This window comes from Oceanobacillus timonensis, from assembly GCF_900166635.1.
Taxonomy (GTDB): Bacteria; Bacillota; Bacilli; order Bacillales; family Amphibacillaceae; genus Oceanobacillus; species Oceanobacillus timonensis.
In genome coordinates, this window is the sequence record NZ_LT800497.1 from 195,142 (window position 1) to 220,226 (window position 25,085).

19 protein-coding genes are annotated in these 25,085 nt (G+C 39.0%); 15 read left to right on the plus strand and 4 right to left on the minus strand.

Annotation, left to right across the window (positions count from 1 at the left end):
* Positions 1 to 513: 513 nt before the first annotated feature.
* The 9 genes from B7E05_RS01385 to B7E05_RS01425 all read left to right on the plus strand — a co-directional run bounded on the left by B7E05_RS01385 (position 514) and on the right by B7E05_RS01425 (position 11,636).
* Positions 514 to 2,208 (plus strand): methyl-accepting chemotaxis protein, encoded by a 1,695-nt coding sequence (locus tag B7E05_RS01385; protein WP_080871960.1) that lies wholly within the window; start codon positions 514 to 516, stop codon positions 2,206 to 2,208.
* 264 nt (positions 2,209 to 2,472) lie between these two features.
* Positions 2,473 to 3,354, plus strand: coding sequence for a LysR family transcriptional regulator (locus B7E05_RS01390; RefSeq protein WP_080871961.1), 882 nt, complete (start codon positions 2,473 to 2,475; stop codon positions 3,352 to 3,354).
* Between the two features lie 261 nt (positions 3,355 to 3,615).
* Positions 3,616 to 3,984 carry a CidA/LrgA family protein gene (locus B7E05_RS01395; protein ID WP_080871962.1) on the plus strand — a complete coding sequence of 123 codons (369 nt, stop codon included), beginning with the start codon at positions 3,616 to 3,618 and terminating at the stop codon, positions 3,982 to 3,984.
* Entirely contained in the window at positions 3,981 to 4,655 is a 675-nt protein-coding gene (locus tag B7E05_RS01400; protein ID WP_080871963.1) for an LrgB family protein, read from the plus strand. The genes B7E05_RS01395 and B7E05_RS01400 overlap by 4 nt, the downstream gene beginning before the upstream one ends.
* Positions 4,656 to 5,218: 563 nt before the next feature.
* Positions 5,219 to 6,982: a polysaccharide deacetylase family protein gene (locus B7E05_RS01405; RefSeq protein WP_080871964.1), complete on the plus strand. Its 1,764-nt coding sequence runs from the start codon at positions 5,219 to 5,221 to the stop codon at positions 6,980 to 6,982.
* On the plus strand, positions 6,975 to 8,231 hold the full coding sequence (locus B7E05_RS01410; RefSeq protein WP_080871965.1) for a glycosyltransferase family 2 protein: 1,257 nt from the start codon (positions 6,975 to 6,977) through the stop codon (positions 8,229 to 8,231). Before B7E05_RS01405 ends, B7E05_RS01410 begins: the two co-directional genes overlap by 8 nt.
* A 25-nt stretch (positions 8,232 to 8,256) precedes the next feature.
* Positions 8,257 to 9,381, plus strand: coding sequence for a non-hydrolyzing UDP-N-acetylglucosamine 2-epimerase (wecB, locus tag B7E05_RS01415; protein ID WP_080871966.1), 1,125 nt, complete (start codon positions 8,257 to 8,259; stop codon positions 9,379 to 9,381).
* An 18-nt stretch (positions 9,382 to 9,399) separates the two neighbouring features.
* Positions 9,400 to 10,488 carry a glycosyl hydrolase family 8 gene (locus B7E05_RS01420; protein ID WP_143833152.1) on the plus strand — a complete coding sequence of 363 codons (1,089 nt, stop codon included), beginning with the start codon at positions 9,400 to 9,402 and terminating at the stop codon, positions 10,486 to 10,488.
* 146 nt (positions 10,489 to 10,634) lie between these two features.
* Complete coding sequence (locus B7E05_RS01425; RefSeq protein WP_080871968.1) at positions 10,635 to 11,636, plus strand: response regulator; 1,002 nt, start codon at positions 10,635 to 10,637, stop codon at positions 11,634 to 11,636.
* 269 nt (positions 11,637 to 11,905) lie between these two features.
* Here B7E05_RS01425 and cudC read toward each other — a convergent pair whose 3' ends face one another.
* Entirely contained in the window at positions 11,906 to 12,484 is a 579-nt protein-coding gene (gene cudC, locus B7E05_RS01430; RefSeq protein ID WP_080876177.1) for a choline uptake/conversion transcriptional regulator CudC, read from the minus strand.
* Positions 12,485 to 12,738: 254 nt separating this feature from the next.
* The gene (locus B7E05_RS01435) at positions 12,739 to 13,629 is read right to left on the minus strand and encodes a glycine betaine ABC transporter substrate-binding protein (RefSeq protein ID WP_080871969.1); all 891 of its coding nucleotides are present in this window, start codon (positions 13,627 to 13,629) and stop codon (positions 12,739 to 12,741) included.
* Positions 13,630 to 14,008: 379 nt separating this feature from the next.
* On the opposite strand from B7E05_RS01435, the gene betB reads away from it, so the two are divergent.
* From betB to B7E05_RS01450, 3 genes are all read left to right on the plus strand, one after another.
* Positions 14,009 to 15,466 carry a betaine-aldehyde dehydrogenase gene (gene betB / locus B7E05_RS01440; RefSeq protein ID WP_080876178.1) on the plus strand — a complete coding sequence of 486 codons (1,458 nt, stop codon included), beginning with the start codon at positions 14,009 to 14,011 and terminating at the stop codon, positions 15,464 to 15,466.
* A 208-nt stretch (positions 15,467 to 15,674) separates the two neighbouring features.
* Positions 15,675 to 17,354: a choline dehydrogenase gene (betA, locus tag B7E05_RS01445; protein ID WP_080871970.1), complete on the plus strand. Its 1,680-nt coding sequence runs from the start codon at positions 15,675 to 15,677 to the stop codon at positions 17,352 to 17,354.
* Between the two features lie 390 nt (positions 17,355 to 17,744).
* The gene (locus B7E05_RS01450; protein WP_080871971.1) at positions 17,745 to 18,953 is read left to right on the plus strand and encodes a hypothetical protein; all 1,209 of its coding nucleotides are present in this window, start codon (positions 17,745 to 17,747) and stop codon (positions 18,951 to 18,953) included.
* Positions 18,954 to 19,064: 111 nt separating this feature from the next.
* Here B7E05_RS01450 and B7E05_RS01455 read toward each other — a convergent pair whose 3' ends face one another.
* A complete protein-coding gene (locus tag B7E05_RS01455; RefSeq protein WP_080871972.1) occupies positions 19,065 to 19,823 on the minus strand; it encodes a MurR/RpiR family transcriptional regulator in 759 nt (252 codons plus the stop codon).
* Positions 19,824 to 19,975: 152 nt separating this feature from the next.
* Between B7E05_RS01455 and B7E05_RS01460 the strand changes: the two genes are divergently transcribed.
* The 3 genes from B7E05_RS01460 to B7E05_RS01470 all read left to right on the plus strand — a co-directional run bounded on the left by B7E05_RS01460 (position 19,976) and on the right by B7E05_RS01470 (position 23,969).
* Positions 19,976 to 21,556, plus strand: coding sequence for an alpha-glucoside-specific PTS transporter subunit IIBC (locus B7E05_RS01460; RefSeq protein ID WP_080871973.1), 1,581 nt, complete (start codon positions 19,976 to 19,978; stop codon positions 21,554 to 21,556).
* A gap of 24 nt (positions 21,557 to 21,580) precedes the next feature.
* Positions 21,581 to 22,906 carry a 6-phospho-alpha-glucosidase gene (locus B7E05_RS01465; RefSeq protein ID WP_080871974.1) on the plus strand — a complete coding sequence of 442 codons (1,326 nt, stop codon included), beginning with the start codon at positions 21,581 to 21,583 and terminating at the stop codon, positions 22,904 to 22,906.
* Between the two features lie 181 nt (positions 22,907 to 23,087).
* Positions 23,088 to 23,969 carry an RsiV family protein gene (locus tag B7E05_RS01470; protein WP_080871975.1) on the plus strand — a complete coding sequence of 294 codons (882 nt, stop codon included), beginning with the start codon at positions 23,088 to 23,090 and terminating at the stop codon, positions 23,967 to 23,969.
* Between the two features lie 236 nt (positions 23,970 to 24,205).
* On the opposite strand, the gene B7E05_RS01475 is transcribed toward B7E05_RS01470, so the two are convergent.
* The gene (locus tag B7E05_RS01475; RefSeq protein WP_080871976.1) at positions 24,206 to 24,970 is read right to left on the minus strand and encodes a DeoR/GlpR family DNA-binding transcription regulator; all 765 of its coding nucleotides are present in this window, start codon (positions 24,968 to 24,970) and stop codon (positions 24,206 to 24,208) included.
* Between the last annotated feature and the right edge of the window lie 115 nt (positions 24,971 to 25,085).

Below are 25,085 nucleotides of genomic sequence, written 5' to 3' on the forward strand. Positions count from 1 at the left end.
GGATTCCAAGTAGTATTATGAGAACCCAATTGCTGATGCGGTTATTTAGTTATACATTAACCGCATCAGCAATTGGGTTCTTTTTATATTTAACTAATGCAGACCATATATTCCAAGGGAACTTTATAGATAAAGGATTACTGGCTATTTAGATATTCTTATGAAATAATTCAGGATTGATATTCTTTAATTACCTCATTCTACAACTATCTTTACCGATATCTTTTTCCCAAATTCTATCAACTTCTTCCTTTTCCTTCAAAACATAGCCAATCAAGCCGATATAAACCACATGCACTATCGCCTCTCTTGGCTTGCATACAACCATAGTCTCCACGCTATAAACGTATACAAACCGCACATCTTCACACGAGACAAATCATTAAGTTCTGACTCAGCAATTTTAAAAATAAAATTGCCCTTACTCAATCAGAAAAATAAATAGAATCTCCAGTGTACAGCTTGAAGATAACCGCGTAGTGTTCCATTTTTTATATACAGAAGGAGAAAACAATGGAAAAGATATTTAATTTCAAAAGCATCAAAAGCAAAGTAATAGCTGCATTTTCGGTGGTTATTTTATTAGTGATTATATTAGGTGTATATAATTATACAGCTATTAAACAGGTCAATCAGGATACAACCAATATAATTGAAAACGATCTTCAGCAATTAATTGCAAACAAGGGTATGGAAACAACAATGGCCAACCGGATATCAACAGCCCGTGGTTATATATTAAGCGGAGACAGTACGATGAAGGACCGCTTTGAAGAATATACAGAGCAAGGAACCGAATTTGAAGAATTAGCAAGAAGTGTCGGTGTTACGGCAGAATTTGACGTTTTGATTAACGAAACCGTCGAGTGGCGAACGGCCATTGCTGATGATGTATTTGCGGTGTATGAGAGCGGCGATCAAGATACAGCCGTAGAGAATCTTAATGAATTGACTCCAATCGTCCGTGAAATCATGACAGGATATGAGGAACTGGCAGCGAGTTCGGAAGAAGAAATAAACCAGCATGGGGAAGGGATTATTGATAATGGAGAGCAAACATTAACCATTGTGATTATTGCATCCATTTTGATTGTTATTCTTAGCATTACAGCAGCACTTATTACGGCGGGAATCATTTCAAAGCCGATTAAAACTGTGATGGAACGAATGAAGCTTATTGCAAGTGGCGATTTAAGTCAAGGGGACTTACAAACCCATTCCAGAGATGAAGTTGGACAGCTGGTTAATGCCGCCAACGAAATGGCAACCAATACACGTGATTTACTGACACAAATAAATACGGTATCCGAAACAGTTACCAATCAAAGTGAAGAATTAACGCAGGCGGCCAATGAAGTGAAATCTGGTTCGGATCAGGTAGCCGTCACCATGCAGGAATTGGCAACAGGTTCCGAAACACAGGCGAATAGTGCTAGTGATTTAGCGTCGATAATGGGTACTTTTTCCGCTAAAGTACAAGAAGTGAATGACAATGGCGAACGCGTTCAGGAGTATTCAAATGAAGTGTTGGGAATGACACATAAAGGTAGCGAAGCAATGACAGCTACAACAGATCAAATGTCTAAAATTGACCGGATTGTTCAAGGAACGGTTGCAAAGGTAGAGGGATTAGATGAACAATCTCAGCAAATTTCAAACCTTGTTTCTATGATTAAAGATATTGCAGACCAGACGAATCTGCTTTCGTTAAATGCAGCCATTGAAGCAGCAAGGGCAGGGGAGCATGGAAAAGGCTTCGCTGTGGTGGCAGATGAAGTGAAGAAGCTTGCGGAACAAGTAGCTGTTTCCGTCACGGATATCACAGGTATCGTAACGAATATTCAGAGTGAAACAAGTGCCGTTGTAGAATCATTGAAAGGCGGTTATACCGAAGTCGAGCAGGGGACGAAACAAATCATGACAACTGGAGAAACCTTTAATGAAATCAACGCATCCATATCAAAAATGGCAGAAAATATTGATCTGGTATCTGGTAACTTAGCTGATATTGCTACAAATACCCAGGAAATGAATGAATCAATTGGAGAAATAGCGTCCATTTCCGAAGAAGCAGCTGCAGGAGTTGAGCAGACATCTGCTTCTACACAGCAAACAAGCGGTGCAATGGATGAGGTAGCAGGAAGTTCGGAGCAATTATCGAAGCTTGCGGAAGAGTTAAATGGTTTGGTAAGACGGTTTAAGCTTTAGGTGATGGGTTTGGAAGTATCTTATTTACCTAAATGAGAAAATAAAGAGATTTTGTAGAGAAGTTGCGTATAAAGCTGATAAACAACTTTTCAATTAAAGGTGTTACAGGGGGTGAGAGCAATTCCCTGTGATTCCTTTTTATATTGCGATTTAGCATCTTTTAGAATCCCCCTTGTCAGTTAGTCATTAAGCTGATTCAGTATAATAGTATGAACCCCTAAAATAATGCTATATTAATTATAGCTAAAACAAAGAGGTGAGCCCATGGAACTCAAACAACTAACTTATTTCAAAGAAGTAGCAAATCAAAAAAGCATCACCAAAGCCGCCGAACAAATACACATTTCCCAACCGGCCCTAAGCAAGTCCATCAAATCCTTAGAAGAAGAACTGGGAACCCCGCTGATTATCCGGACAAACAAAACCATAGACTTAACCGATGCTGGCAAAACGGTATTGGAATACACGCAAAAAATAAACAACTTGGTAGATGAAATGACATTAACAGTAAGTGATTTGACGAATTTATCGGCAGGGGAGCTGAATATTGGCCTTCCTCCTTTTATCGGCAGCCTGTTTTTCCCGGAAGTAATGAAGAATTTTCATCGTAGTTATCCGAATATCACATTAGATATCACGGAATATGGAGGCGCCAGGGTTGTTAAAAGTGTGGAAGAGGGGGAGTTTGAGCTAGGTGTGGCAGTACTTCCTTTAGATGAGCGCGTCTTTAATATTTATCCGATTGTGAAGGAGAAAATGAAGCTGATTGTTCATAAGGATCATCCGCTGGCTTCTTATACAAAAGTAAATGTAAAGGATTTAAGGGATGAAGAATTTATTTTTTATCATGAGGATTTTGCTTTAAATCAAATTGTACGAAATCATTTCTTTACGATAGCGGGTTTTGAACCGAAAATCTTATTTAAGAGCATGCAGTGGGATTTAATGTCTGAGATGGTTGCTGCAAATTTTGGGGTAACGATATTGCCAGAGTCCATCTGCAACCGTTTGTTTACAAAGGATATTAAAATTCTCGACTTTGAACCGACGATTATGTGGAAACTTGCTGTTATTACGAAAAAAGGGAAATATATTTCCAATGCGGGAAGAAAGTTTATTGATTTTATTTTAACGGATTCATTATAACTTTGAGTTATGAAAATGATAATTAATATGTATTTTACGAATGGATTCGTACGGCGTAATATAGAAAGCAGATGTTTTATCACGGAGAACCGCCCGTAAAATTCCCACCTCAAAATAAAGAGCGAAAATAAATTTATTTAGGCGGGAGATAACGGGCGCTAACTCCCTGAATCACTCAACTAATCATTCAGTGGGAGAAGGGCGAAAACTCCCACTGAATGAAGTTTCGTTTTATATTACGTATAGAAGAAGGGAAAGCCTGTGAAAGTTATCAAGGTTATTTTACAAATTTGTTTTTTACATGTCTTTCTGCTCCTGGGAGCAGTGTTAAAATATTTTATCCCATTGCCGATTCCAGCCTCTATGTTTGGATTATTTATATTGTTCGTGGCATTGTGCTGTCATGTTATCAAGTTAGAGTGGGTCGACCAAGGTGCGAAATGGTTAATGGCAGAATTGCTGTTGTTCTTTGTTCCTTCTGCTGTGGGAATCATCAATTACGAAGAGATTTTCAGTATCCAAGGGATAGGAATTGTTGTTTTGATTGTGATTAGCACGATGATTGTGATGGGCTTGACTGCTTGGACTGCTGAAAGAATATCAGTGAAGAAGGAGGGGGAATCGCATTGATTATCATATTGTTTACGGTGATAACGTATTTGATTTATGTTCTTTCAAAAAGAATTTATAACAAGATGAACTTTGCGCTCTTCCACCCGCTGTTATTAGCGCCAATATTATTAATAGCAGTTATTTCCATCATGCATGTGTCTGCCAATGATTATATGCAGGGGTCCAAATTCTTATCACATATGCTTGCACCGGCGACAGTGGCTTTTGCGGTGCCTATTTATAAGAACTTGCCAATTATAAAAAAATATATGAAAACCATTCTAATTAGTATTATGGCTGGAACACTGATGGCAATGGTTTCCACATTCTTGTTATCTAAATTGATTCACTTGAGTGATGATTTTATTGTTTCCATTCTTCCACGATCGATTACTACACCGATTGCCATGGAGGTATCAAAAGAAATTGGCGGTTTGCCGACTTTAACGACCGTTTTTGTGATTATTACAGGGATTGTGGGAGGAATGGTAGGCCCCAATGTACTGAAATGGCTGTCTATCAAAACGCCGATTGCCAAAGGATTAGCCTTAGGAATGGGAGCGCATGGTGTCGGTACGAATAAAGCATTGGAATATGGAAAACAGGAATCCGTCTTTTCGTCCTTAGCGATGATTTTTGCGGCTCTCTTTACATTGGTTTGGGGTTCGGTGTTAACGTCCTTTATTTAAAATTTCGGGACGTTTTTTATTAAAGCCTCTACGAGTAATAAAATGGTCTAACCGTTATTTATACGCATTCCATTTTGTATATGTAAGCAGCATTTACCCTTCTAAACAATTGATTTCCTAAAACGATAAGTCCTCAACGAACTCCACTTTACACCTGATATTTGTATGTTATTGACTTTTTTAAATTGAATACCAGTAGATTCCGATACAGGACCATTTTTCTAACAAACGTTAACCAATCGTCAAACATTTCTCATCACTGTTTGGCGATTTTTTGTACCATTTTATCTCCGTAATCGCAAAGAAATCCTCCTCGTTTAAAATAAACAACAAATTTTTAACAATATGCTTCATTATTTTAAATAGGAAACGCGTTAAATCATTTATAGTTATTTTTATTTAATAATTAATATTCAACTAAGCATTAGGTTGTACAGATTTTGTACAGACGCGTACTGTTCTCTTTTATACACGTTGGAAGGTATTATAAAACTAAGTACTAAAGCACAAACAGAAATGATATAAGCTGATTTATATGATTATAAAGGAGGTGCTTGTGGAGTATGAAAATGAAATTTCTGTTGTATACCGTTATTTTCATCACATTTTTGCTAGTCTATAACGAGAGTAACGTAAAAGCAATAGAGGCTAATATCGAGAAAATGCATCCAGATATACATATATTAGTGATATTTTCATCTGACGATGGAAATATAGATGAAAACCAAAGGGTACTCGATATGGCGCTAGGGCATTTTTCGGGAAATATTTCGTTTGTTAATTCGGAAAATTTTGAAGAAACGGATTTGAATGAGGTGACTCATCTCGTTTATTACGGGGAAACGGAAGAAAATCTTTCAAATGATATTCCCGATGCAGTGTCTTCATTTGATGGACCGACAATGGCTATTGGGCATAATGTGGAACAATTAGGAGATAGTTTTACTTTCGTTGAAACGGGAGAGAGCACCGAACAAACGATAGATGAACTTGCGTATATGGATGATGAAGACAAAACAAGAGAAATTGAGCCGGAATACATTATAGAAACGAAGTTGGATAAAGATGTGGAAGTTTTGGTGCAGGGAAGCGGCAATCAAGGAGTGTTTCCGCTGATTGTGCATCATGATGACCGTTACTATGTTGCTACGGACACTCTACTCTCTCCATTCTCTGTTTATTTTTCACAAGTTCTGAATACCATGTTTGATGCAGAGACGAATAAAGAGACTCCTGCTTATATTCGTTTAGAGGATGTTCATCCTTTAGTTGATCCAGAGAGTCTCATGGCTATCGCAGAGGAATTAAAAGAAAGAGATATTCCTTATATGATTGCTGTGATTCCGGTTTATACGGATCCTGAAACTGGAAAAGAATATCGATTTGAGGACATGCCGGAAGTGTTAAAAGTACTCAAATATATGCAGGAAAATGGAGGCAGTGTTGTCCTGCACGGATATACGCATCAATTTAGGCAGAGCGAAACGGGGGAAGGCTTTGAATTTTGGGATGTCGAAAATGAAATGCCCATTTATCACGGTCCCGATGAAGAAGTAGTTAACTTGTCAGAGGATGATTTTGAGCGTCGTGAAGCGTACGAGACGTACATGGAAGAAAATCGACATTTTGAACGTGCATATATTGAAGATCGTCTGACGAAAGGGGTACAGGAATTAGCGAATTATGGTATCTTTCCGTTGTCGTTTGAAGCCCCCCACTATACCATGTCTCAGAATGGTTATGCGGTTACGTCGGAATTCTTTTCCACTTATGTGGGGCAAGCTCAGCTTAGCGACGAAGAATGGGAGATTATGAATACAACCCCGTATGCATCCAAACCGGATTTCTTAAACGGGATGCTTTTACTTCCGGAGACGATTGGTTTTGTGCAGCCTGAATTAGATGACCCTGTCGCAAATATGATGGAATCAGCAGAATTGTACCAAGTGACGGATGGTGGGGTGATTGGCAGTTTTTATCATCCTTATCTGGGGGAAGAAGGATTCATTGAATTGATGGATGAGATGGAAAAAATAGCGAATATTGAATGGATTGATTTAAAGGAAATGGATAATACCGTGAAAGTTGACAATGTCACCATCGTCAGTAGAAACGGGGAGATTGATGTGAATATGGATCATTTGGGTTTAATGACAACATCCTTCGACTATACCGCGTACCACATCAAGGAATTTTTAAGAAATGTTGCATGGGTTATAGCTTGGATTGGAGCTTTGACGGTTATTGTATTGATTTGCTTTACTGCCTTCCAAAAGACAAAAGAAAAGCAGACAGATAGCGCAGAAAGAAGGGTGAGCAATGGCTGATTTTATTCTTTACTTTTCCTTATTTTTAATCTGGTTTATGCTTCTTTACCATATGTTTTTAATGTTAGGCGGCTATCGATATTTTCGTCATCATCCAAAAATTAAGCAAAAATGGGATGAAGATCCCGGAGAAATGCCTTTTGTCAGTATTTTAATTCCTGCTCACAATGAAGAAATGGTGATTCAACATACGATTGAATCAATGATTCATTTGAAATACCCCAAAAGTAAACTGGAAGTGGTTGTCATCAACGATAATTCCAGTGATGATACAGGTGTTATTCTTGATAACTATGCGAGAAAATATGACTTTATTAAGCCGGTTCATACGAAACCGCCACAAGGGGGAAAAGGAAAATCCGGCGCTCTTAATCAAGGGTTAAAACATTCAACAGGGGAAGTCATTGTTGTCTATGACGCTGATAATACGCCGGAACCGGAAGCGGTTTATAATTTGGTTCTTGGTTTAAACAAAGATGAAAAGGCCGGAGCTGTTGTCGGGAAGTTCAGAGTGGTAAATGCGCATCAAAATTTACTGACACGTTTTATCAATATTGAAACATTGACGTTTCAATGGCTTGCACAGGCGGGGCGCTGGTCTTGGTTCAAATTAACAACGATTCCTGGAACCAATTTTGCTATTCGGCGTTCTATTCTTGAAGAACTTGGTGGATGGGATGAAAAAGCATTATCGGAAGATACGGAACTCAGTTTTCGTGTCTATAACTTTGGCTATCACATTCGCTTTTTTCCTTCAGCCATTACATGGGAGCAGGAACCAGAGCGTTTAAAGGTTTGGTGGAAGCAAAGAACCCGTTGGGCGCGTGGGAATGAGTATGTGATTGCCAAATTTATTTTGAGCCCGTCACAGGTAATGAATAAAAAAGTACCTTTGGATTTATTCTATTTTCTATTTGTATATATTTTGTTCTTTAGCGGCATTATCATCTCACACAGCATTTTTATTACGAATTTATTTTTTGATTTAGATTTATCGATTGGCCCTGTCTCCATCTTTTTATTGATTACCGGATTTTTTATGTTTCTGGCTGAAGTCTGGCTTGCACTCAGCCTTGAGAAAAACCAGCTTACGTTTAAAAATGCGTTAATTGCTGTATTGATGTATTTTGTCTACTCCCAGCTGTGGGTTGTCTTAGTGGCTTATGCTACATTCCTTGAACTGAAACGAGTCATGTTGAAACAAGATGTTACATGGTACAAAACCGAAAGATTCGAGCAAAGTAAATAATAATCATAAGGGGGCAATTCCATTGATGAAAATTATGTCCGTCTTTGGTACAAGACCTGAAGGAATAAAAATGGCACCTGTTGTGCAAGCGTTAGAACAAGATCCAGATATAGCGAGTATTTTTGTTAATACAGCGCAACATAGAGATATGCTTGATCAAGTGCTACATTTATTTGGTATCACATCGGATTATGATTTAAATATTATGAAAAAGGGACAGTCACTGGAAGACTTAACGAATAGACTTATAGACGGGGTATCGAAAGTGATTGAGAAAGAAGAACCGGATTTAGTGCTGGTTCATGGAGATACAACAACGACATTCGTAGGCGCATATGCGGCGTATTTGCAACGAGTTCCTGTTGGTCATGTGGAAGCGGGCCTACGAACACATAATATATATTCCCCCTTTCCCGAAGAAATTAATCGTCAACTGGTTAGCAAAATCGCAACCTATCATTTCGCGCCAACGAACAGAAACAGAGAAAATCTACTAAGAGAAAATGTACCAGAGGAATATATTGAAGTCGTGGGAAATACAGTGATTGACGCTCTATTGGAAATTAGCCGTCGAAAAAGCAATCTTCCTGAAGAGCTTAAGAATATTTTGGCTACTGGTAAAAAAACGATATTATTAACCACGCATAGAAGGGAAAATTTAGAAGCACTTCAATCTGTCTTCCGGGCTGTCCGTCGTATTGTCGATGCCAATGAGGATGTACAGGTTATCTTCCCGATTCATAAAAACCCTGTCATTAGAGAAATAGCGCTTGATGAAATTGGCGGGAATGCAGATATTTATCTTATTGAGCCTTTAGAATATGAACAATTTATACATGTCATGAAAAACGTCTATCTTATCATTACAGACTCTGGCGGCATTCAAGAAGAAGCCCCTGCGCTCGGTGTTCCGGTCTTGGTTGCAAGAGACACAACTGAACGTCCAGAAGGGGTGGAAGCTGGCACCTTGCGACTTGTAGGAACCTCAGAAGAGATGATTTTTCAAGCGTCCCAACGTCTACTTTTAAATGAAGACAGTTATAAACTGATGAGCGAGATTCAAAATCCATTTGGACAAGGCGATTCAGCAAATAAAATTGTTGCGTATATAAAAATGAACGTTGGACAAGGACTACTGATTTCTAAGTAGTATGCGGGAGGATAGCACGTGAGACGTTTCATTTTATTCATTGGTATTTGCTGTTTGATAGGAGGTTGTACGATGGATGTTTCCAAAGAGTCGAACGAAACAGATAATAAAAATGTAGCTTTTATGAATAAGTGGTTAAGAAATGATAATGGTTTGCTAGCCACTTATATTCAACATAGCGATGTAAAGGATGAAGACTTGGTAGCAGGACGCGAGTCGCTTTCTGAAACACTGGGGCTTTGGATGATTTACGCATTAGAAAAAGGAGATTGCGAATTATTTGCTGAAAGTTATAAACAGTTAAATACTTTTTTTCTGGAAAATGACGGTTTTGTACATTGGAAACTCACAGAAGATGGGATTAGTGAGGTGTCGACGAATGCGTTCATTGATGATATTCGAATTTCAAGTGCTTTGCTGGATGCTTATGAATTGTGGGGAGAAGAAGCATATGTAGATACAGCTAATACGATGAATGCATATGTTTCTGCAAATAATGTCAACATTGGTATATTCACAGATTTCTATGATCGGGAGGAAGGATATGCGTCTTCGAACATCACTTTATCGTATATTGATATACAAGCCATGAACAAGATGGCTGAACAAGGCAGCTTAAATAGGCAGGTAGTAGAGAATACCACAAGTGTACTAACAGAAGCTCCTTTGCATAATGGTTTTTATCCGAAATCCTACAATGTTGAAAATGAGACATATGCATATGATTCCGACATCAACATGGTTGATCAAGTCATTACTGCCTATCATGATGCACAAGTCGGAAATTCATCTGAGGAACTTTTAAGCTTTATACAAGCGGAAATGTCGGAGAACGGGATTGTATATGGTATGTACGATCTGGAAACCAAAGAACCTGTTGTGGACTATGAATCCCCGGCTATCTATGGTTTTCTCGTTTTATATCTTTTGGAAGTGGATGAGGTTCAGACGGCTAACGACGTTTTTGACCGTATGAAAGCATTTCAAGTGACGAATGCAAATAGCGAATACGAGGGTGGATATTCCATTACAGACGGGGATACGCATATTTTTGATAATATCGTACCATTCATCGCAGAGCAATTCATGCAGCATCACAAGCAATGATAGGATGGATAACACGGTGACAGGAATCATTGATATTTCTTATGTCAGGGAGGAAATAGTTTTTAAGGAGTAGATTTAGCTGATAAATATATGAAGTAAACAGCCGTATTTTGACGTTATTCTAATATGTAAAGGGAGAAGATGCTATGCTTCGTATTTCTATTATTGACGATGAACATTTAGCATTACAATATTTGGATCTGCAGTTAAGTAAAATCGAAGGAGTGCATGTTACAGGCAAGTTTATGGATGCGAAAGATTTAATCAGTCACGTTCAGGCACACAAGGTAGATGCTGTATTTCTTGATATACGTATGCCTTATGTCAAAGGAACGGATTTGGCCAAGCAGCTATTAAACATAAACCCTTCCTTATATATTGTGTTTGTTACGGCGTATAATGAATATGGAGCGGAAGCTTTTGAGATCAATGCAGTGGATTATATGTTGAAGCCTGTGAAGCAGGAGCGTTTGGCAGTAGCTGTACAGCGGATAAAAGAAAAACAGGCGATAGAACGAAACATGATGCCCGATAAATCAACATCGCTTATTAAGGATTTGGGAATGTTGCAAATATACCAGGGTGATATACGGGCAGATGTAAAATGGCGTACGTCTAAAGCCAAAGAATTGTTTGCTTACTTTATCCATAATCATGGTAAGACCATCTTGAAAAGGGAATTAATCGAATTGTTGTGGAGTAACCTTTTTTGGGAAAAAGCAAATGCGCAATTATATTCAGCGATATATCAAATTCGAAAGACTCTACAGCAAATTGATGCTCCTATTGAAATCATCAGTCAGGAAGAATTTTATCAAATTGATATGGATGATGATGTACAGATTCAATCTCATCAATTTAAGGTAGCGGCACAGCGTTTGTTAACAGAAAAAGAAGTGGATATGGAACAATATTTTATGGTGCTGGAATGGTATCAAGGCGATTATTTAGCTGGATTAGGCTATTCATGGGCTGTTAATGAGAGGGAAGAGCTAAAAGAATTATGGCTCGAGCTTATTGATCGACTGACGGAGAATTTACCTCTCTATCAGAAAACATCTTCTTATAACGTTGCAAAATTAAAAAGGTTAACAGGTTTTGATACAGAAGCAGAAGGGATTATCAAAGATAAGTGCGGGGTGGTTTGATAATGCCTCTGGAAGAAGGGCGGCTAAGGTGTCTGTATATAAAGGAATGCGAAACAACGTTCGGACCGGCATATTTTTATTGAACCAAAGGAGGAGATTGCTCCCGATCAGGTAGAAAAGCAAAGTGGAGGAAAGCTGGCAACAGACTGAGGAAGAAAGCTGCATGGGCAGATGCATGTTTTCTTCTTCAATCTGTACCACCATGAACGGTTGGAGTATATAAAATATATCGTTCGTTTGTTAACAAAAAAAGAGAAGGGATACCTCTCTTAATCTTTTTCGTCTACGTCTTCCACGGGTATATAGTTATAGATTTCGCCAGATTTAGTGAGTTTTGTAAGTTTTTCCAACCAGCGATAATATATCATAGCATCATCAAGCTGTTGATAATCCAGCTTAGCTCTTTCCCGTAGTATTTCATCGGTTTCACTATCTTCCATCACTTCATTCAGTTGTTCCTGCGCTTTTTTAATATTACCCATAAACATACTCACTTCACGTTCCCATTTCATGCCAAAAAAATGAGAGAAATAATTAAAGAAATTTTTTTCAGCCATGAAAGAATCTTTTCGTGAACCTTTCTGCCACACTTTTTGAACGATACCGATATCTTGAAGCTTTCTTACAGATGTGCTCATACTGGGTTTACTCATGCCTAGTGCTTCTTTCATTTCATCCAACGTAATGGGCTGATGTTTAAAATACATCATTCCATACAGGCGCCCGACTGAAGGGGTAACTCCATAAAAATCCATCGTTTCTGAAAATGTATTAACCATCAGGTTTTCAGCTTGGCTGATTTTTTCTTTGTTTTTTTCACCATTAAAATGATTCTGATTTCCTTCCATTACGGCACCTCTTTTATTAGGAACAATCAATAATTTCCGCTCTTCAATTTGTTTATAATTCATTAAACGTTTCTTATATTTTATAATGAATCACTTGGGTATGCAACTTAGATTCACCAGGAGATGTGCAAAGATTGTAGTGGCTGCACACATGAAGAACATGTTTTAGGATTCGTTATAGGTAAAACGATGCTCCCACGTATTCTAGCAGGAAAAGAGACGAACTTATGCCAAGTTTCGCCTCTTATTTATGCTTATTCCATCCATTCGTTGATTACATCCTGATTTTCTTCTACCCATTTTTCTGCACCCTCAATAGGGTTGTCTTCATTTTCTTTCACATAAACCATTAATTCACCAAGCTGCTCATCGTTCAATTGAAAGGTCTCCATCCAATTATTTACTTCTTTAAAGTCTTCGTTAAATCCTTCACGGGTTGCCATAAAAATTTCTTCTACTTCCCCATAGGTTTTGTTAGGATCCTCCAAAAACTTTAAGTCTACTTCTGAAAAAATAAAATGCGGTTTCCATAACGGTGCAACGATAGGTTCCTGGTTTTCTGCCGCGTTCCTAACGGAGGTGATCATTGCTGCCTCGCTGCTCTCCACGAGATTATAATCCAAATCATATTCTTGAATGACGTCATCCGTTGTTAACATTGTTCCTGCGCCAGGTTCAAATCCTGTTATCTTGCCGTCAAATGTATCTTTGTTTTCATTTAAGTCTTCAATGCTATTGATGTCATCCATATGTGCAGGAACAGCCAACCCGACTTTCCCATTGTCGTACCAGGGCTCTTCGAAAAAATGAGCTTCATCTTTATATTCTTCATAATAATTCTTATCTTGTACTGGCAGCCAAATTTCTGGAGCCACATCTAAATCTCCTTCAGCTAATGCTGCCAACTGGGGCCCCATCTCAATCAGCATTAACTCCACATCATACCCCTCATCTTCGAGGATAGCTTTCCACAAATTTGTAACAGCTATATTTTCAGGCCAATTAATCTGTCCAATCGTGATTGTATCTTTGTTTTCGTCTGTTGTGTTGCTTGAGCTATCTGCTTCGCTATCCGAACCGCAAGCTGTTAGTGCAAAAAATATAATCGTAAATAAAAATAGCTGACTTAGTCTTCGAAAATTCATTAACTGTCATACACCCTTCTCATTTAGAATTTGGCAAACATTGATTTAAACACACCTTTGCCGGAAGTGCTATTGGCAATTTTTAATGAATGAATCATTTCGACCTCCTTCGTTAAATAAAATAAATACATTCAAAAATTATTGAATGTTTCATTCTATTAACAGAGTAACGAAAGATTCTTTTTTGTCAAATTGGAAAATAATCTTTCGCTTGTTGTATCGTTGTCTTAGCAGTCATATCATCCATTTATATTTTTTTAGACGTTTGACAAGTAAATAAAAACATTGTTAGGATAACTTTATTAACAATATTAAATTTTTATTTAATAAATTTAACAAACGATTTTAGCGAAGGAGTGATGGTTTGCGTTTACAAAACATGTATATAAATGGGGAATGGATTAGAGCTAAATCTGGTCAAACAAGAGAGATTATAAACCCTTATAATCAAGAAATCATTGCAACTGCTGCAGAAGGAAAGGAAGAAGATACCAGAGAAGCGATTCAAGCAGCAAGGAAAGCGTTTGATGAGGGCAGCTGGAGTACAATACCAGCGAATGAGCGCGGTGAGTTTGTTTATCAGATTGGTCAGTTGATTCGTCGTGATTCACAAGAATTGGCGGAATTGGAGACATTAGATACAGGGAAAACAATCCAGGAAAGCCGTGATGATATGGCTGATATCGCGAACGTTTTTCTTTATTACGGTGGACTGGCGGATAAACATGGTGGTGAAATGGTTCCATCACCGATACCTGATAGTGAAAGTAAAATTGTTCGCGAACCGGTTGGTGTTTGTGGTCAAATCACGCCTTGGAATTATCCTTTGCTGCAAGCGGCGTGGAAGATTGCGCCTGCACTGGCAGCAGGGAACACTATTGTGGTGAAACCGAGTGAAATTACACCGTTAACGACAGGGAAAGTCTTTCAATTAATAGAAGAGGCTGGTATTCCAAAAGGTGTCGCTAACTTAGTGCTTGGTGCTGGCGCAGCTACTGGTGCAGAACTATCTGCTAATCCTCATGTTGATTTAATTTCCTTTACAGGCGGTATAGAGACTGGAAAGACCATCATGCAAGCAGCGAGTCATAATGTGAAAAAAATTGCGCTCGAACTTGGCGGGAAAAACCCCAATATTGTTTTTGCTGATGCTGATTTTGAAACAGCAGTTGATCAGGCTTTAAACGCTGTGTTTTTCCATGCTGGGCAAGTTTGTTCTGCGGGATCCAGACTTTTAGTGGAAGAAAGTATCCATGCTGATTTTGTAGAAGCCCTGATTGAACGAACCAAACGTATTAAACTGGGCAATGGTTTTGATGAACGTACACAAAGCGGTCCGCTTATTTCTGCAGAACATCGCGCTAAAGTGGAACAGTATGTGGATATAGGCGAAAAAGAAGGAGCCACATTAGCTGTCGGTGGGCAGCGTCCAGATGACCCGGAACTACAAAACGGTTTTTTCTATTTACCTACTATTTTTACAAACTGTACAAACGACATGCGCATTGTTCAAGAAGAAGTGTTCGGACCCGTATTAACAGTAGAAACCTTTCAATCCAAAGAGGAAGCCGTTAATTTAGCGAATGATACGATTTATGGTTTGGCGGGTGCCGTATGGACACAAGATTTGGATAAGGCTGATTTTATCGCAGCACGTTTGCGTATGGGTACTGTTTGGATCAATGACTTCCATCCTTATTTTGCGCAAGCACCCTGGGGCGGTTATAAACAATCAGGCATAGGCCGTGAACTTGGCCAGCAAGGTATGGAAGAATATACCGAAGTGAAACATATTTATCGTAATAAACGACCTGAACCTATTCATTGGTTTGATTAATTTTTTTATCTCTTTCGTTAAAATTATATTTAACAAATTTAACGAAGGAATAATTGCAAAAGATAAAATAACTTGTGAGATTGCGGGATTTCCTTAAGTACAAAGAAAATCCTGCTAATCTATGTCACTAGCAAAAGAAATTTTGATGAATGTTTTCTAAATTCCTTTGTATTTTCACAGTGAAACAGTTTTTAGGGAGGTATTTCAGATGAATCAAACATATGATTATGTCATTATTGGCGGAGGTAGTGCAGGTTCTGTGCTCGGGAACCGCCTAAGTATAGATGAAAATAGCAGTGTACTTGTTCTGGAAGCAGGGCGCAGCGACTACTTTTGGGATTTGTTTATCCAAATGCCGGCGGCTTTAATGTTTCCGTCAGGTAATCGTTTCTATGATTGGATTTATGAAACCGATGAGGAACCATATATGAATGGACGTCATGTCGCGCATGCCAGAGGAAAAGTACTTGGAGGATCAAGCTCTATAAATGGCATGATATACCAACGCGGTAACCCAAAGGATTATGATCGATGGGGAGCTGACCCAGGTATGGAAAGTTGGGATTATGCGCATTGCCTTCCATACTTTAAGCGGCTGGAAACGGCTTTTGGATCTGATCCATCTGATGAGTATCGAGGCCACGGCGGGCCAATTAAATTAAAGCGTGGACCAGCCACAAACCCTCTATTTCAAGCCTTTTTCGATGCAGCTGTCGAGGCTGGTTATCATCGAACACCTGATGTAAACGGCTTTCGTCAAGAAGGATTTGGCCCATTTGACAGTCAAGTGCATAACGGCAGACGCGTTTCTGCTTCACGCGCATATCTACGTCCGGCAATGCGTCGTAAAAATCTAACCGTGGAGACACGTGCATTTGTTACCAGTATTAATTTTGATGGTACTCGAGCCAATGGCGTAACCTATCAAAAAAATGGAAAGACCTATCATGTTAATGCAGGTGAAGTGATTCTTTCCGGTGGCGCATTCAATACACCGCAATTACTACAATTATCCGGTGTAGGAGACGCTAATCATTTACGTTCCCTTGGCATTAATCCGATTGTTGACCTGCCAGGTGTTGGTGAAAACCTTGAGGATCATCTCGAAGTATATATTCAACACGCTTGTCCAAAGCCCGTTTCAGAACAACCAAGCTTAAATAAAGCAAAAATGCCTTGGATTGGCTTACAATGGTTACTCGGGCGTACTGGACCGGCAGCATCTAACCATTTTGAAGGCGGCGGGTTCGTCCGTTCAAATGAAGAGGTCGATTATCCGAATCTAATGTTCCATTTTCTTCCGCTTGCCGTTCGGTATGATGGTCAAAAAGCGGATACAGCGCACGGATTCCAAGTACATGTTGGGCCGATGTACTCCAATTCCAGAGGGAGTTTAAAGATACGTTCGCGTGATCCTTTCCAGCATCCAAGCATCGTTTTCAACTATCTGTCTACTGAAGCGGATCGGCGGGAGTGGGTGGAAGCAATTAGAGTTTCACGTAACATTCTTTCCCAGCCGGCATTAGCGCCTTACAGTACTGGTGAAATTTCACCTGGTCCTTCGGTGCAAACCGATGAGGAAATCCTGAATTGGGTAGCAAACGATGCGGAAACAGCACTTCACCCGTCTTGTACTGCAAAAATGGGGCCCGCTTCTGATCCAATGGCGGTTGTCGATCCATTGACGATGAAGGTTCATGGATTAGACAATGTCCGGGTAGTGGACGCATCTGCTATGCCGCATACGACGAATGGAAATATCCATGCACCCGTGTTAATGTTAGCAGAAAAAGCGGCAGATATTATTCGGGGACAAGAACCAATGGAACCTGAGCATAAGGAATATTATCGTCATGGTGTTCATGCCGAGGACGCAGGAACAGCTTGAGATGGGGTGTCTTATCTAGAACTTTAACCTGTTTTGTTCTTACAATCTTTCAATTATACTGAGGAATAGTTTTCTGGGTGAGCCACATTCTCTTTTTAGAGCGTGTGGCTTTCATTTTTTAACTTACAGTTTGACCTCTTGTTTCATCTTTTTTGATAAAAAGATGAAAAGCTTTATTACATTTAGTAAATACTTTAGTTTCTTTTCAACATTTTAATCATTCTGCTTCTAAAACCCAGTCATTTCATGAATAATAATAAATATGTATGAAATGATGATTTATATAAGCCCCTTATCCCTATTCCAACAAAAGAAGTTTACTTCTCATCTTTTTCGGTTAAAAGTACATAGACGTACAAAACAACATACAAAAATAGAGGTGAAACCAACTTGAATGAAACAACAAGATCTATTGGTATCATAACTGCACCAGGATATCCAAACGAAATAGGAGCAAGACTCCAAAATGAATTGCCGTCTTTGCTCTCCTACTATGTGAAAGAAGAAATTGAATGGAAAATTGATTATATAGAAGATCCTTTAATAGGTGGGGGTGCCAATTCAAAAGAAGTCTTGGAAGCCACACAGAAAAAGAAAGAGGAACAGGAGTGGGATTACGCTGTCTGTTTAACGGATATTCCTTTGTTTATAGAGAAACGTTTGATTGTTGCGGAAGCAAACGAGGATAAAAATATAGCACTAATCTGTATGCCAAGCTTTGGTTCGACTCTTATGATCAGGCGTTTACGGGAATCCATTATGCAGTTGGTGAATGAAATGTATTATGGGAGCTCAGATGAGGATCGGGAGCGTTCTGCAGAACGTATTGAGTCAAAGCGTAGCAAGCACAAGGATATTGATATAAATAATCCCAAAAATTTGATGACAAGCAAATTTTTTGGCTGGCTGTCCCCGCTTAAACGTGAAGCTCCAGATGATAGTGAAGGAGAATATATGGACGTTCGTTTTACGGTGGGGAGAAGAAGCAGTATTTCTACCCGCTTATTGGGAGGAATGGTACGGGCGAATCGTCCCTGGAATATGTTTCCTGCATTTTTGAAAATCCTGATTATTGCTTTTGCGACTGGTTCCTATGCACTGGTTTTTCCAACATTATGGTTGTTAAGTGAGCATTATACCATTTTCAGAATGTGTTTACTTACCGTCTTTTCTGTGTTAGCCATGACGCTATGGATTATTTTAATTCATCGATTATGGGAAAGAAAGCGAGATCAGGGTAATAATTATACGCGAAAGCTTTATAATGCAACAACGTTTTTAACATTATTGATTACCATTTGTATTTATTATGTGATGCTGTTCTTTTTATTCCTTGTCGGTGTATTTGTTTTTATACCGATGGGAATGCTGGATGAACAGCTTTCGAGTGACCCCGGATTAATTAATTATTTCTATATTGCCTGGATTGCTGCCAGTGTATCTACCGTCATCGGAGCGCTTGGTACAGCGTTGGAGGATGAAGATGTTGTGCTGAATGCAACGTATGGTTATCGTCAACGTCAGCGTCATGAACAACTGAAAAAGAAAGAAGAAAATGAAGAGGATGAAGATAAAGAGAAGGATTCATTTACCAAATAAATATATAAAAAGGAGACGGGCTTTTATTTGGAGCTGGTCTCTTTTTTATGCAGAAATAAGGTGTTTTCGTATTTAAAAACTATCTTCGTTCTCTATGGTGGGGAAATCATATTATTTCTTCATTTGTTCTATCTTCCACTCGCTAAACTTCCTTACAATAATATCAAAAACAATGTAAAACGGAAGAAAGCTGGAGTTATCTACTTTGTTATACAAATAAAACGGTGTGATATTTACATAGATATTAAACATGGCATTTTGTGCCAGAAAATTATTTCGCAAGGTGGTCACGCTGACATATTGGATGTTTCTTGTTTTTACCATGTGAATGATTTCATCCAGGTTTTTCGATTCTCCGGATAAAGAAATAATAAATAAAAGGTCCTCCCCGCCAATTTCTTCAATCCCATTTTTAAAGTCCTGTTCATTTCGCAACACCAGGGATTTCTTATGCAACGACCATAACTGACGCTGTACATCGTTGGCTAAATCCAACTGAGCTGTTCCTGTACCGTAAATATATATGTAAGGTGCTCGGTCAATCAGTTGATTTAATTTGTCATAATGCAGCTGCTCCATGTATTTCATCGTCTGCTGTATATCTTGGTTGAGCAGTTCCATCAGGTCTTGGGTGGTTTCTTCGGTGTAAGTGTTTAATTTTATATAAGATTTCAAGTCACTGTAACCATCTAATCCCAGCTTTCGGCTCAAACGGTGGATGGATGAGATGGAAGTATGTGCGCACGTAGCCAAATCTTGAATTTTCATCGTCTTCATATCGTTAATATGGCCGTGAATGGTTTGAATAATATATAGGTCATTCTCGTTTAAGTTATCGTAGTACTTATTTACCAATTTATCCAAAATCATCTTTTTTCCACCTCTCATAATGAAAATATTTTCGTTTTATGAAAATATAATCTAATGTTACTACGTTATTTCTAAACGCGTCAAACCTATTGGAATTTGAAAGCGCTACCTTTATATTGGAGTTACAGATTAAAGCAAAGGGGTTTTTGTTTATGAATGCAATCAAGCGGTTTGGTAGTGCGATGATTGTTCCCGTCCTTTTATTTGCGTTCTTCGGTATTGTAGTCGGGCTTGCAACATTATTTAAAAATCCGGCTATTATGGGGAGTATCGCAGAAGAAGGGACCATGTGGTATAGCATCTGGACCATTATTGAAAGTGGCGGGTGGACGATTTTTGATCATATGGAATTGGCTTTTGTCATCGGTTTACCGATCTCGCTTGCCAAGAAAGCACAGGCACGGGCAACACTTGCCGCGTTGATGGTTTATCTCGTTTTTAATAATTATATCAATGCGATTTTAACGCTTTGGCCATCGACGTTTGGTGTTGATTTGTCCCAGGGTGTTGAAAATTTAACAGGTGTGAAAGAGATTGCAGGTATTCCAACATTAGATACGAATATCATTGGTGCGATTGCTATATCTGGTATTGTGATCTGGATACATAATCGTTTTTATGATAAGAAATTACCGGACATGCTGGGAATTTTCCAAGGACTTGTATTCGTGACCATTATCGGTTTTCTTGTCATGCTGCCTTTTGCATTCCTGATTGCATTTGCCTGGCCATATGTGCAGCAGGGGATTGGTTCCTTGCAAGGGTTCATCACACAGGCTGGTTACATCGGCGTATGGCTGTTTCATTTCTTGGAACGGGTGCTTATTCCGACGGGGTTGCATCATTTTATCTATACACCGTTTGAGTATGGCCCGGCAGCTGTTAATGAAGGGTTAAAACCATATTGGATTGAACATTTAAATGAATTTGCTAATACCACTGCATCATTAAAGGATCTTTATCCATATGGGTTCCTAATGCAAGGAAATGTTAAGATGTTTGGCTGTTTAGGTATTGCACTTGCTATGTATTATTCTACACCGAAACAAAACCGGAAGAAGGTACTTGCACTTGTGTTGCCTGCAACATTAACAGCCGTATTTGCTGGCATTACCGAACCGCTTGAATTTACATTCCTGTTTATCGCACCGTATTTATTTGTGATTCATGCGCTTCTTGGAGCGACGATGGTGACGATTATGAACATGTTTGGTGTGGTTGGCATGATGGGTTCCGGATTTATTGAGATTGCAGCGCTGAACTGGATTCCGCTCTCTTCCAGTCATGGCGGAATTTATATCATCCAAGCGATTGTCGGGTTTATCTTTGTGGCATTGTACTTTGTCTTATTCAGGTGGATTATCGTGAAATTCGATATTGCCTTGCCGGGACGAAAAAATGAAGAGGAGGCTAAATTATATACCAAAGAAGATTATAAGCAGGCAAAAGAAGAAGGGAGCCAACAAGAACAAGCTCCTCAATATGAGTCCGAATACGAAGAGAAAGCGATCTACTATTTAGAAGGACTTGGCGGCAAAGATAATATTCAAGATGTGACAAACTGTGCAACGCGATTGCGTGTCACAGTGAAGGACCCGGACTTGGTCAAAGGAAATGATTACTTTACACATAATCAGATGGCGCACGGAATAGCGCAAAGCGGTCAAAGTATACAGGTCATTGTAGGGTTGAGTGTACCGCAAGTGAGAGATTCCTTTGAAACAAAACTTTAAAAATATAGCAGGAGGCGTTTTACGATGAAAAAATTTAACATTACGATTGCTGGAGGCGGAAGTACGTTTACACCTGGGATTATCTTGATGCTGATGGATTACCTGGATGAATTCCTGATTGATACGATTAAACTCTATGATAATGATGGAGACAGACAACAAACGATTGCGGATGCATGTGAGATTTTATTAAAAGAACGGGCACCGGAAGTGAATTTGCTGGCAAGTACCAATCCGGAAGAGGCATTTACAAATGTTGATTTCGTGATGGCACATATACGTGTTGGAAAATATGCGATGCGTGAACAGGATGAGAAAATCCCATTGAATCATGGCGTTGTCGGACAGGAAACATGCGGCCCCGGCGGCATTGCTTATGGCATGCGTTCGATTCCGGGTGTACTGGAACTGGTTGATTATATGGAAAAGTATTCACCGGATGCTTGGATGCTGAATTATTCCAATCCGGCAGCGATTGTCGCAGAGGCGACACGCAAATTAAGACCGAACTCCAAGATTTTAAATATTTGTGATATGCCGATTGGAATTGAAGAATTGATTGCTAAAAGCTTAGGTTTAACTTCTCGTAAAGAAATGGAAGTAAATTATTATGGCTTAAATCACTTCGGTTGGTGGACAGATATTCGGGATAAAAAAGGAAACAGCTTGATGCCGCAAGTAACAGAACATGTCAGCAAATATGGATATACCATGGGCGGACAGGATATTCCGGGAGAAGAAGCAAGCTGGAACAGCACATTTAAAAAAGCGAAAGATGTCCAAGCATTGGATGCGGATACGGTGCCTAACACGTATTTGAAATATTATTTCTATCCGGATGCAGAAGTAGCACATTCTGATAAAAACCATACCCGTGCTAATGAAGTGATGGAAGGCCGCGAGAAGTTTGTATTCGGTGAATGTCAGGCAATTATTGATCAAGGAACAGCAAAAGATACCAAGCTGGAAACAGACGATCATGCTTCTTATATTGTTGATTTGGCAAAAGCAATTGCCTTTAATACAAAGGAACGCATGCTGATGATTGTAGAAAATAATGGAGCTATCGTAAACTTTGACCCGACAGCGATGGTGGAAGTACCATGTCTCGTTGGCAGCAATGGACCTGAAAAAACAGTTGTCGGTGAAATTCCGAGATTCCAAAAAAGCTTGATGGAACAGCAGGTAGGTGTGGAAAAATTAGTGGTAGAAGCGTTTGAAGAGGGTTCTTATCAGAAATTATGGCAGGCGATTACTTTATCTAAAACCGTTCCGAGTGCCCAAGTAGCGAAGGATATTTTAGATGATTTGATTGAAGCGAATCGGGCGTTCTGGCCGGAGTTGAAATAGGTTAGATAAAACAAGCAATGTGAGTGGAGACGCTTATGTTGCTTGTTTTATCTGTTGTATGACCAATCTGCTTATTTTTTCCTAGAAAACCTGTATAGTTATGGTAAAATAAAAGGTATTATCAGATAAGGTGGAATATTCCGTTCGAATACTATTAAAACAGGACATAAGGAGAGAGGTAATGCAGAAAAAATTTATTATTACAGGGATGGCTATACTACTTATTTTAGGGCTGGTAGGATGCGGCAGCAATAGCAATCATAATAGTAAGGAAACACAAGAAGTCGCAGCAGGTCATTCACAAGAAATGAATGAAGAAGTCGAGACAGATGAAGATGCGTTAGGGGACGCGGGACAAGAAGGCGAAGAGTCAGAGAACAATAAATCTGATGAAGAAAATCTGGAAGCGGAAGAAGAATTAGAGGAAGAAGTATCTGATGATGAAGAACAAGAGGAATCAGAATTTCAGTCGCCAACATCACCAGAATATGATATAGAAAAAATCGAAAAAGCAGGGGAATGGATAGAGATTTCTGCTGAATATCCAGTGTTTGGTATGGAGGAAGTAGATCAAGTAATTAAACAAGAAGCGGAAAAGCATTTTAAAGAATTTGAGGCAGAATTTGAAGAAAATGAAAAACAACTTGAAGGATATTCGTATCCAGCAGGAGAAAGTCTTTATTTTGGGGAGCCGACAGTGACGGATGCGTATGTATCCTTTATGTTTGCGCAAGTCATGAATCTCGGAGGACCGCACCCGTTTTTTTATCAACATCCGTTTAATTATGACGTAAATAATCAACGGGAATTAACAATCCGCGATTTTGTGAAAAATAAAACGGAACTTAGCAATCTTGGTGATTTAATATATCATAAGTTAGAAAATGAAGGACCGGAATTAGATAAGCTGGAGGAGGCAACACAACCAGAATGGGATAATTTTCGTCATTTTGTTCTAACAGAGGATTCGCTTGTCTTTCATTATGAACACTATGTGCTTGGGCCGTATGCTTACGGAGTATTTGATGTTGAGGTAACATTTGATGAGCTGAATGAACTTTGATTGTGGGTAAGTATTCTGTTCGTGAAGAGCGAAAATATAGTTTCAATGGAGGGGTGAATTCGTTCATCTCTCTTTTTCATTTTGTAATCCGGAGAAAGTGAAGTAGCTATCAAAAAGTGAGCTTGATCCAAATATTATGATTTCGCTATTTATCCTAAAATAAGGAATCACATATTAGAAGCCATTTGCAATACAGCCTAATATGTGACACCTGTCTCCCTATGTTCATCTCAATCTTACTCTGTAGTTATAATCAGCTCTGTCTTCACGTCGGCGAATTGCCTTCTAAAGCTTTCATCTACTCTTTCATCCGTCACAATATAATTCACTTTATCCAATTCTGCAATACTTACTGTAACGTTCTTTCCAAATTTTGAACTGTCGGCAGCTACATAGACTTCGTGAGAAAGATCAATTATTTTTTTGCGGGCAAGGGCTTCCTCCACATTATAATCTGAAATGCCTCTCTCTATTGTGATGCCGCTTGCACAGATAAAGGCTTTTTGAATGTTTAATTGATGAAAGTTAAACAAGTAATCATAGGTTACAACAGACTGTTCATTTTTTCGGACTTTACCCCCGATAACGATTAGTTCGATATGACTATTCATTAATTCGAGTATGACAGGAACAGAATTCGTAATGACTGTCAGATTTCGTTTCTCTTTAATATATTTTGCAATTTGAAAAGTCGTCGACCCACTGTCCAGATAAATGCAGTCACCCTCTTCAATGTGCGCATGACATGTTTTAGCGATGGCCGTTTTTTCATCTAAGTGGCTAATCATCCGTTCTTCCATGGAAATCTCACCGAGCTTTGGCTCTGCTAATTTGACCCCGCCATATATTTTTTTTATTTTTCCCTGTTTGGCAAGGGCATTAATATCTCTTCGCAGTGTATCTATAGAAATTTCCATCTCTTCTTGGAGCGCCGGCATTCTCATTACTTTTTTCACCATAAGCAAATCAATTATTTTCTTTTGTCTCTCAACTGGAAGCATCTTATCCTCCTCTTGTAACGTTTGATTGGGTAAATCTTTATCACGGAGAACCGCCCGTAAAACTCCCGCCTCCAAATAAAGAGAGAGAATTAATTTATTTAGGCGGGGATAACGG

What these genes read in the sequence shown, in the direction of transcription:
- B7E05_RS01385 (WP_080871960.1), top strand. Translation starts at nt 514, where the DNA reads ATGGAAAAGATATTTAATTTCAAAAGCATCAAAAGCAAAGTAATAGCT.
- B7E05_RS01390 (WP_080871961.1), top strand. Translation starts at nt 2,473, where the DNA reads ATGGAACTCAAACAACTAACTTATTTCAAAGAAGTAGCAAATCAAAAA.
- B7E05_RS01405 (WP_080871964.1), top strand. Translation starts at nt 5,219, where the DNA reads ATGAAAATGAAATTTCTGTTGTATACCGTTATTTTCATCACATTTTTG.
- B7E05_RS01410 (WP_080871965.1), top strand. Translation starts at nt 6,975, where the DNA reads ATGGCTGATTTTATTCTTTACTTTTCCTTATTTTTAATCTGGTTTATG.
- wecB (WP_080871966.1), top strand. Translation starts at nt 8,257, where the DNA reads ATGAAAATTATGTCCGTCTTTGGTACAAGACCTGAAGGAATAAAAATG.
- B7E05_RS01425 (WP_080871968.1), top strand. Translation starts at nt 10,635, where the DNA reads ATGCTTCGTATTTCTATTATTGACGATGAACATTTAGCATTACAATAT.
- cudC (WP_080876177.1), bottom strand. Translation starts at nt 12,484, where the DNA reads ATGGAAGGAAATCAGAATCATTTTAATGGTGAAAAAAACAAAGAAAAA.
- B7E05_RS01435 (WP_080871969.1), bottom strand. Translation starts at nt 13,629, where the DNA reads ATGAATTTTCGAAGACTAAGTCAGCTATTTTTATTTACGATTATATTT.
- betB (WP_080876178.1), top strand. Translation starts at nt 14,009, where the DNA reads ATGTATATAAATGGGGAATGGATTAGAGCTAAATCTGGTCAAACAAGA.
- betA (WP_080871970.1), top strand. Translation starts at nt 15,675, where the DNA reads ATGAATCAAACATATGATTATGTCATTATTGGCGGAGGTAGTGCAGGT.
- B7E05_RS01455 (WP_080871972.1), bottom strand. Translation starts at nt 19,823, where the DNA reads ATGATTTTGGATAAATTGGTAAATAAGTACTACGATAACTTAAACGAG.
- B7E05_RS01460 (WP_080871973.1), top strand. Translation starts at nt 19,976, where the DNA reads ATGAATGCAATCAAGCGGTTTGGTAGTGCGATGATTGTTCCCGTCCTT.
- B7E05_RS01465 (WP_080871974.1), top strand. Translation starts at nt 21,581, where the DNA reads ATGAAAAAATTTAACATTACGATTGCTGGAGGCGGAAGTACGTTTACA.
- B7E05_RS01470 (WP_080871975.1), top strand. Translation starts at nt 23,088, where the DNA reads ATGCAGAAAAAATTTATTATTACAGGGATGGCTATACTACTTATTTTA.
- B7E05_RS01475 (WP_080871976.1), bottom strand. Translation starts at nt 24,970, where the DNA reads ATGCTTCCAGTTGAGAGACAAAAGAAAATAATTGATTTGCTTATGGTG.